The organism is Streptomyces sp. NBC_01257, from assembly GCF_035917255.1.
Lineage (GTDB): Bacteria > Actinomycetota > Actinomycetes > Streptomycetales > Streptomycetaceae > Streptomyces.
Genome location: NZ_CP108472.1, coordinates 1,347,384 through 1,356,548, shown reverse-complemented (window position 1 = coordinate 1,356,548; position 9,165 = coordinate 1,347,384). Strand labels below are relative to the sequence as shown.

Below are 9,165 nucleotides of genomic sequence, written 5' to 3'. Positions count from 1 at the left end.
TACGCGGCCGGTCGGATGAGGGGCCGGGGGAGGCGTAAGCCACCCCTGGCCCCCGCGACGGTCTGCCTTCCCGACGCGCCCGCGGGATCCCTTGCGGCCCCGACCGGAGAACACCGATGACCGACAACGGATCATGGTTATCCCTGGGGCGGCGCCACCTGCACGGATTGCCGCAGCGTGGCCGTCATCGCCGCTGTCGTGCGGCCCGCTGTCCTTTTCAAACGGAAGACCGGCGGCCTTCATTGAATGGCGGGATTTCCTCTTGCGCGCCGCGGTCAGTGGTGATTCCCCGTGCTCATTCATTCCATCAGAGGCCTCCGCGCGAGGCGGAATGGCGGATTCTCGCAATTCACCGTGTCAGCCGGTAACCGCGGCTCTCCGGTCCGGAGTTCCCTCGTTCTCCTCGTTCTCCTCGGACTCCCTCCGGTATTTCCCGGAAAGGCCACTCTTCGCCAACTTCCGGTACGGCACTATGAGTCCTGTGATCGAGGCCCATGAGCTGACGAAGAGATACGGCAGAACCACTGCCGTGCGGAACCTGACCTTCACCGTGCGCCCCGGTGAGGTCACCGGCCTTCTCGGCCCCAACGGTGCGGGGAAGAGCACCACGCTGCAGCTGATCCTGGGACTGCTCGCCCCCACCAGCGGCTCGGTCAGGGTGGGGAACAGGCCTCCGTGCGAGTTCCCGCGCGGCCTGCACCACATCGGCGCGCTCCTGGACACGGATGACGTGTACGGCGGCGATACGGCCGCGGCCCATCTGTCCTCGCTCGCACGGAGCAACCGCATCAGAGGCACCCGGGTGGAAGAGGTACTGGCGGAGGCCGGACTCCCGAAAGCGGCAGGACGCCCGATCGACGGATTCTCGCTCTGCATGAGGCAGCGTCTCGGCATCGCGACAGCCCTGCTGGGCGATCCCCCCGTGCTGATATTCGACGAGCCCCTCAACGGCCTCGACGCCACGGGTGTGGCGTGGGCGCGAAGCCTCTTCAAACGGCTCGCGGCGGAAGGGCGCACGGTGTTCGTCTCCGGCCATCGGATATCGGAGATGGAGAACACCGTCGACGAGCTCATCGTCATCGGCAGGGGCGAGCTGCTGGCCGCCGGAAGTCTCGCGGAGTTCGCCGCACGCCACACCCGGCACTCCGTGCTGGTGCGCACCCCCGACGCGACGGTGCTTGCCGAGGTGCTGGTACTGGAAGGGGCCAACGTCGAATGGACGGGCGACCAGTTGCTCTCCGTCATCGGCATGAGCGCGCGGCACGTCGGATACCTGGCGTTTCAGAACATGGTCCCGGTGCACGAGCTGACACCGTGCTCCTCGTCGCTCGAAGAGGCCTTCATACGGCTGACCGCCGGCAGCACCGCGTATCCGTCGGAGGACACCTAGGACCTGTCCGGCGGATCTTCGCGGGCCCGCGACGCCTGGCACGCACTCTCGCCGTACGCCCGAATCACCCGAGTACGTCCAGTACGAGGGTGATCCGGGCGCACGCCGACAGCACGCACCAGACGCCGCGGGCTGCTCCACGAAGATCCGCCGGACAGGCCCTGGTCCCTGCCGGTCGGGGGTAGCCGACGCAGGCCGTCCGTCGGAACGCGGCCCGCGTGTGCGAGATGCCACCTCCGCACGTCCGTACCTGCCGGACCGAAGCGACGGCAGGGAAATCCGCATGCCCCGATGACCTCATCCGGGCGGCGCCTGCACGGCGGAAGAAGGGTTCAACTGCCGCAAGAACTCGGTTGAACGCCCGTTTTGCTGTGCACACCCGCTGAGTATTGATCGACAGGCGCAGCCGGGTCATCCTGCTACCCGAGAGCACCGTGTGTGAGACGAGGCGGGTGTGCACACAGCGCCTTGACCGATCGTCCTCGGTGTTTCCGGCGCTCTCTGTCACCCCTTGTCCTACGCGGCCCCGCTGGCCCGTTCCATGTTGTCGGGATCTCCTGAAGGGAGAGGCGTAGATGGCTGATCAGCAGCTCTTTCTGCGATCAAAGGTCATAATCGAGCCGCTGGTGGACAGGTTCTTCGCCTGGCCATACACGGTGGCTCCCGTGCAGGCGGCGATGAATCTCGCCTTCCTGCAGGTGCCGCTCCTGGAGTCGTATCTTCAGTCCCCGAAGGTGCACATAGCAGCAAGCAACAACCCGGAGCTGCGCGGCGGCTACTTCATCAATATTCCGGAGGAGCGCGCCGACGAGGTGCGCGACCTGCTCGCCGCCATCAAGCGGGACCGCGCCGACATGCTCCGCTTCGCCGAGGCCGTCAAGACCGGCCAGGAGCTGCTGCGGGCGAACGCCACCGGATTCGACCTCACACCGCTCTACCCCAAACTGCCCGAGGAACTGGGCGGTCTGGTCGAGATGGCCTACGACACGGCCAACCAGGCACAGCTGCGCTTCATCGAGCCGCTCGTGTACAAGAGCCCGGTCTACACCGACCAGCGCCAGTCGGTGCAGCTGTCGTTCGAGACCGGCATCGAGCGCCCGTTCATTCTGAGCACACCCCGGCTGCCGTCGCCCGATGTGCTGGAACTGGGCATCCCGTTCCGGCACGACGGACTGGCCGAGCTGTTCAAGAGCCGTGTCCACCCGACGACCCTCGGCCATCTTCGCGATGCCCTGGACCTCGACGACACCCAGGCCGGCCAGCTGTCCGGCATGCTCAGCGAACGGCCGAGCCTCGCCGAGGACCGGCACATCGCGGGCGGTGGGCGCATCCGCTACTTCGGCCACGCCTGTCTGGTGCTCCAGACCCCCGAGGCCGCCATCGTCACCGACCCCTTCATCAGCGCGGACAGCACCGCAGGGGACCGCTACACGCTGGACGACCTGCCGGACTGGATCGACCTCGTCGTCATCACGCACGGCCACCAGGACCACATCGTCCTCGAAACGCTGCTCCAGCTCCGTGGCCGCGTCGGCGCGATCGTGGTGCCCCGCTCCTCGCGCGGCAACCTCTCCGACCCCTCGATGGCGCTGATGCTCAGGAACCAGGGCTTCCCCGTGGTCGAGGTCGACGACTTCGACGAGGTCGAGTTCCCCGGCGGCAAGGTCACCGCCACCCCGTTCCTCGGCGAGCACTGCGACCTCGACATCCGTGCCAAGTCGACGTACTGGGTCGAACTGGCCGGCAGGAAGATCTTCGTCGGCGCCGACTCGTCCGGCATCGATCCCTCGCTCTACCGCTACATCAAGGGCCACCTGGGCACCGCCGACTACGCGTTCCTCGGCATGGAGTGCGACGGCGCCCCGCTGACCTGGCTCTACCAGGCGCTGCTCACCGTCCCGGTCACCAAGAAGATGAGCAACTCGCGCAAGCTGTCCGGCTCCAACGCCGAACAGGCCGCCGCGATCATGACCGAGCTGGGCGCCAAGGAAGCGTATGTCTACGCGATGGGCGAGGAGGACTGGCTCGGGCACGTCATGGCCACGACGTACACCGAGGACACGTACCAGATCCGGCAGATCGAGGACTTCATGACCTGGTGCGCGGACCGGGGGATCAAGGCCGGCCACCTCTACAGGCAGCAGGAGTGGCGCTGGCAGTCCTGACAGCGCGCCGTCGGCCCCGTCGTCCCGCACCCGCTTCCGCCCGTCTCTCGGCCCACTGTCCCGGAGGACCACCGCATGGCTGTGCACGACATCGCGTACGTCGAGCTGTACGCCAAGAACAAGTCATCGGCCGTGGAGCACTTCGTCTCCACGCTCGGCTTCACCCAGGTCGCGGACTGCGTGCAGCCCGATCGCAGCTCCGCGCTGCTCCGGCAGAACGAGGTGCAGATCGTCGTCACCTCGGGCCCCGGCGTGTGGAGCTTCCTGGACGAGCACGGTGACGGCATCGCGGACATCGCGCTGACCTGCGACGACGTCGGGGCAACCCGCGACGCGGCGCTGGCGGCCGGGGCCGTGCTCAACCGGCCGGTGCGGGATCACCCCGTGGTGTCGGGCTTCGGCGGTGTCACGCACACCCTCCTTCCCCTCGCCGAGAAGGCGGCGCGGCCCGAGGGCCGCAACTGGGTCGCCACACCCGGAGGGGCACAGCGCCCCACGGGCCGGATCGAGAAGATCGACCACGTGGCGGTCTGTCTCGAAGGAGGCAGCCTGGATCACTACGCGGACTTCTACAACGACGCGTTCGGCATGGCCCGGTACTCCTCCGAGTACGTTGCGCTCGGCGGCCAGGCCATGGACTCGATCGTGGTGCGCAGCGACTCGGGGAACGTCATCTGCACCCTGGTGGCGCCCGTCCCCGGCAAGGACCCGGGCCAGCTCGACGCCTTCCTGGAGCGCAACTGCGGGCCCGGTGTGCAGCATCTCGCCTTCCTGGTGGACGACATCATTCCCGCCGTCGGCGCGTTCCGGGACCGGGGTGCCGCGTTCCTCAGCACCCCGGACTCGTACTACGACGTCCTCGCCGAACGCGTCTCCGACCTGCCGGCCGAGGTCGCCGAACTGCGCGCGGCCCAGGTGCTCGTCGACCGCGACGAGTGGGGCCACCTGCTCCAGGTCTTCACCCGCTCCTCCTGCGAGCGGAACACCCTCTTCCACGAGCTGATCCAGCGCCGCGGATCGCGCGGGTTCGGCAGCGCCAACATCCGCGCCCTGTACGAAGCCGTGGAGCGCGACAGGCTGACCGCCGGATGACCCCTGCGCACGGGACGGACCGCGCACCGGCAGGTGAACGGCTCGTCCCCGGGGAGGAGGAGCTGCTGACCCTCGCCGACTACGCGCGCGCCGCCCGGCGCAGGCTCGATCCCGGGATCTGGGACTTCCTCGCGGGCGGCGCGGGTGAGGAACGTACGCTCCTCGCCAACCAGCGCGCCCTGGATCAGCTGAGGCTGCGGCCCCGAATGCTCACGGGGCTCGGCACCCCGGCCACCGCGACCGAGATCCTGGGACGAGCCTGGGCGGCGCCGATCGGGGTCGCGCCCATGGCCTACCACTCCCTCGCCGCCCCCGGGGGCGAGGTCCCGACGGCGCTCGCCGCCGGCGCCGCGGGACTCCCGCTCGTAGTGAGCACCTTCGCGAGCCGTACCTTCGAGGACATCGCCGAAGCCGCGTCCGCGCCGCTCTGGTTCCAGGTCTACTGCTTCCGCGACCGGTCGGTCACACGGCGACTGGTCGAGCGGGCGGTGCGCGCCGGGTTCGAGGCGCTGGTCCTCACGGCCGATGCCCCCCGCCTCGGGCGGCGGGTGCGTGATCTGCGCAACGGCTTCCGGCTCCCGCCCGGCATCGGGCCCGCCAACCTCGCCGATGCCGACTCGGGCACCGGCTACGGCTCGCCCAGCGCGCACGCGCTCGCCGAGTTCGACCCGCACCTCGACTGGTCCGTGATCGCGTGGCTGCGTTCCATCAGCGGCCTGCCGGTGCTCGTCAAGGGTCTGCTCACCGCGGAGGACGCCCACGAGGCACTGGCCGCCGGAGCCGACGGCATCCTCGTCTCGAACCACGGCGGGCGGCAGCTCGACGGTGCGCCCGCCGCCCTTGAGGCCCTGCCCGAGATCGCCCGCGCGGTCGCGGGGCGGTGCCCGGTACTGGTCGACGGCGGAGTGCGGCGCGGAACCGACGTCCTGGTGTCCTTGGCACTGGGCGCCGATGCGGTGCTGCTGGGACGGCCCGTACTGCACGGTCTCGCAGTCGGCGGTGAGCAGGGTGCCCGCGAGGTACTCGACCTGGTCACCGAGGAGCTGCGGGAGGCCATGGCGCTCACCGGCACGCCCTCGCCGCGCGCGGCAGGTCCCGCACTGGTACGACGGGGATGGACCGCGGATGACACCCGGCAGCGTGACACCGAACTGCCGGCTCCCGCCGTCCCCGCACCGGCACGGTCCGGGCTGCGCAAGGAGGACCTGCACGGGAGCGTCTCCGATCCGCTGCTCGACACCATGAACTTCCTCAACGAGATCACCGACCGCTACCCCGACGCCGTCTCGTTCGCGCCCGGCCGCCCCTACGAGGGCTTCTTCGAGACCGAGCAGGTCATCACGGCCCTGCGCCGGTACCTCGATCACCTCGCTGCCGAAGGCGCCTCGCCGGACCAGGTGCGCAGGGCGGTGTTCCAGTACGGTGCGGCCGGCGGCCAGATCCGGGAACTCATCGCCGGGGCGTTGCACCAGGACGAGGGCATCGACGTGGCGCCCGAGTCCCTCGTCGTCACCGTCGGCTGTCAGGAAGCCATGCTGCTCGCGGTCCGCGCCCTGATCTCCGGGCCCGATGACGTGCTGCTCGTCTCCAGCCCGTGCTACGTGGGCATCACCGGGGCCGCACGGCTGCTGGACGCGCCGGTACGGGCCGTGGAGGAAGGCGAGGCGGGCTTCGACTGCGCGGCCGTGGAAGAGGCGATACGCGCGGAGCGCGCCCGAGGCCGGCGTCCCCGCGCCCTCTACGTGATCCCGGACCACTCCAACCCCTCCGGACTCACCATCCCCCTTGAGACCCGTGAGGAACTACTCGCCCTGGCGGCGCGTGAGGACATCCTGCTCCTGGAGGACAGCCCCTACCGGCTGGTGAGCCCCGGACGGCAGGTGCCCACGCTCAAGGCCCTCGACACCGAGCGGCGCGTGGTCCATCTCGGCTCGTACGCCAAGTCCCTCTTCCCCGGTGCTCGCGTCGGCTTCGTCGTGGCCGACCAGCCCGTGCTCGACCGCGAGGGGAAGACCTCGGGGCTGCTCGCCGACGAGCTGATCCGGATCAAGAGCATGGTCACCGTCAACACCCCGGCGGTGAGCCAGGCCGTGGTCGCCGGGCTGCTGCTCGACGGGGGAGGCAGCGCCGCCAGGTTCAACCCCCGCACCGCCGCCTACTACGGCGAGGCGATGCGGCACACCCTCGACGAGCTCGAAGCACACTTCCCGGAGAACGGGCGCGCATCGTCGGGCATCCGCTGGAACGCCCCCACGGGGGGCTTCTTCCTCGCGATGCAGGTGCCGTTCCGCGTCGACAACGCGGCGCTGCTGCGCTCGGCCGAGGAGTTCGGCGTCATCTGGACACCGATGTCGTACTTCTACCCGGAAGGCGGCGGCGACCACAGCCTCCGGCTGTCCGTCAGTAATCTGAATCGTGAACAGACAACCGACGGAATCGCCAGACTCGCGCGCTTCTTCGAAGCCGAGTGCAAGGCCGCGAGGAGCGGTCAGCCGTAGCGCCGCATTTCGTGGAAGAAGCCGGGCACGGTCGCCAGTTCCCCGGAATCGGTGACCGTGTCGTACACGTGCTTCGCCACCGCCATATCGAGCACTCCGAGCCCGAAGGGTGAGAAGACGACGGGCTTGTCCGCCGGTGGAACGACCCGGCCCTCCAGAACGTCGTAGAGCGTTCCGTCGAGGAAGTCCCGGTTTCCGGTGCGCTGTTCCGCGAGGTGCGGAGATGTATTCGCCTTGAGGCAGTGGTCGATATCGTCCACGACGTTGCACGAACCCAGGATGATCTCAGGCCCGAGGTCGCGCAGCGAGACGTGCAGTACCAGCGGATTGTGCGCGAACATCCCCGGGTCGAGGATGTGCGGCTCTCCCGCGACGGTCGCCAGAACGATCAGGTCAGCCCACGGCAGCAGCGAATCCACCGAATCGTGCACGGTCACCGCGGTGCCGGGCTCCGCCCGGCGCAGGTAGCCCCGGAACCCCTCGGCGTGCTCCCGCCGCAGGTCGTGGACGCCCACCTCGTCGAACTCCATCCCGTTGGCCGTGAGATAGGTGTGCAGGTAGCGGGCGATCAGGCCGGTGCCCACGAAGCCCACGCGGCGAGGACGTGCCCCGCGCCGGTCGGCGATGGCGCACGCGGCGAGCGCCGCCGAGGCCGCCGTCCGTGCCGCGCTGATGATGGAGCTCTCCAGGCAGGCGAAGGGGTAGCCGGTCTCGGTGTCGTTGAGGACGAGGACGGCGGAGGCACGGGGGATGCCGGCCTCGACGTTCTCCGGGAACGAGGAGATCCACTTGATTCCGTGCACGTTCACCTCGCCCCCCACCGATGCGGGAAGGGCGATGATGCGCGAGGAGGGCCGGTCCGGGAAGCGCAGGAAATAGGAGTCCGGATTGACGGTCAGTCCCTCCCCGTGGATCCGGTAGGCGGCCTCCACCAGCTCGGTCACCTGCTTCTCCTGGCCGTGCAGCGCGGCGGCGACCTGCTCCCCTGGGATCACGGCGAACGAGGGGGCGTGGGACATGGCTCAGCTCCAGAGTGTGTGAGTGCGGGTCAGTCAGAGAGATCGAGGGGGCCGAAGTGCTCCTGCAGCCAGCCCTCTTCGTAGATCGAGTCGAGGTAGCGCTCGCCGAAGTCGGGCGAGATCGCCACCGCCACGGGGTTCTCCCCCGGGTACTTGGCCTCCAGCCAGCGGGTCGCCCCGCTGACGACGGTTCCGGTGGAGCCGCCGAAGAGGAAGCCCCGGCCCGCCATCCGGTGGCACATCCGGATCGTGTCGGCCTCGTCGACCAGCACGACGTCGTCCACGTACGACTCGTCCACCAGCTTGGGGCGGGTGCTGGTGCCCAGACCGGGCACCATGCGACGCGCCGGCAGGCCGCCGAACGTCACGGAGCCCTCCGCGTCGATCGCCACGATGGTGGCGGGGACGCCGTGGTCCTTGAAGTAGCGGGCGCAGCCCATCAGCGTGCCCGTGGTGCCCGTGCCGACGAACAGCACGTCGAGGTCCGGGAAGTGCTGCACGATGGCCGGCGCCGTATGGCGGTAGTGGGCCTGCCAGTTGCTCGGATTCGCGTACTGGTTGAGCCACACGTAGCGGTCCCGCGAGGCACACAGCTCCCGTACGTGGCGGATGCGGCTCTCCAGGTAGCCCTGGTTCGCGTCCTTCTCCGTGATCACACGGACCTCGGCGCCGAGCGACTGCATCAACCGCCGCGAGGCGCTGTTGCAGCGGGGGTCGGTGACGCACAGGAAGCGATAGCCCTTGCTGGCGGCGATGATGGCCAGCGCTATGCCCAGATTGCCCGAGGAGGACTCCACGAGCACCGAGTCCTTGCCGAGCCGGCCGCTGCGTTCCGCCGCCGCGACCATCTCCGCCGCTGCCTTCAATTTCACGGATCCGGCGAAGTTGAATCCCTCGCACTTCAGATATAGCGGAGCTCCCGTCACGGCGCGCAGGTCGACGTAGAGGTCCTCGACGATGAATTGCTGGGGTGCATTGATAATCGTGGGCACGTTGCCGAC

6 protein-coding genes are annotated in these 9,165 nt (G+C 69.1%); 4 read left to right on the top strand and 2 right to left on the bottom strand.

Annotated elements, in window-relative coordinates; all coding sequences use genetic code 11:
* Nucleotides 1–472 precede the first annotated feature (472 nt).
* From OG408_RS05840 to OG408_RS05825, 4 genes are all read left to right on the top strand, one after another.
* A complete protein-coding gene (locus tag OG408_RS05840; RefSeq protein WP_326668644.1) occupies nt 473–1,390 on the top strand; it encodes an ABC transporter ATP-binding protein in 918 nt (305 codons plus the stop codon).
* A gap of 575 nt (nt 1,391–1,965) precedes the next feature.
* Nucleotides 1,966–3,555, top strand: coding sequence for an MBL fold metallo-hydrolase (locus tag OG408_RS05835; protein WP_326668642.1), 1,590 nt, complete (start codon nt 1,966–1,968; stop codon nt 3,553–3,555).
* Nucleotides 3,556–3,630: 75 nt separating this feature from the next.
* Nucleotides 3,631–4,647 (top strand): 4-hydroxyphenylpyruvate dioxygenase, encoded by a 1,017-nt coding sequence (gene hppD / locus OG408_RS05830; RefSeq protein ID WP_326668640.1) that lies wholly within the window; start codon nt 3,631–3,633, stop codon nt 4,645–4,647.
* A complete protein-coding gene (locus OG408_RS05825) occupies nt 4,644–7,145 on the top strand; it encodes an aminotransferase class I/II-fold pyridoxal phosphate-dependent enzyme (protein ID WP_326668638.1) in 2,502 nt (833 codons plus the stop codon). The genes hppD and OG408_RS05825 overlap by 4 nt, the downstream gene beginning before the upstream one ends.
* Here the strand turns inward: OG408_RS05825 and sbnB are convergent.
* Nucleotides 7,136–8,164: a 2,3-diaminopropionate biosynthesis protein SbnB gene (gene sbnB / locus OG408_RS05820; RefSeq protein ID WP_326668636.1), complete on the bottom strand. Its 1,029-nt coding sequence runs from the start codon at nt 8,162–8,164 to the stop codon at nt 7,136–7,138. The genes OG408_RS05825 and sbnB overlap by 10 nt on opposite strands.
* Before the next feature lie 29 nt (nt 8,165–8,193).
* Entirely contained in the window at nt 8,194–9,156 is a 963-nt protein-coding gene (gene sbnA / locus OG408_RS05815) for a 2,3-diaminopropionate biosynthesis protein SbnA (protein ID WP_326668634.1), read from the bottom strand.
* Nucleotides 9,157–9,165: the final 9 nt, after the last annotated feature.

Coding starts and splice junctions, on each gene's coding strand:
- OG408_RS05840 (WP_326668644.1), top strand. CDS start 473: ATGAGTCCTGTGATCGAGGCCCATGAGCTGACGAAGAGATACGGCAGA.
- OG408_RS05835 (WP_326668642.1), top strand. CDS start 1,966: ATGGCTGATCAGCAGCTCTTTCTGCGATCAAAGGTCATAATCGAGCCG.
- hppD (WP_326668640.1), top strand. CDS start 3,631: ATGGCTGTGCACGACATCGCGTACGTCGAGCTGTACGCCAAGAACAAG.
- OG408_RS05825 (WP_326668638.1), top strand. CDS start 4,644: ATGACCCCTGCGCACGGGACGGACCGCGCACCGGCAGGTGAACGGCTC.
- sbnB (WP_326668636.1), bottom strand. CDS start 8,164: ATGTCCCACGCCCCCTCGTTCGCCGTGATCCCAGGGGAGCAGGTCGCC.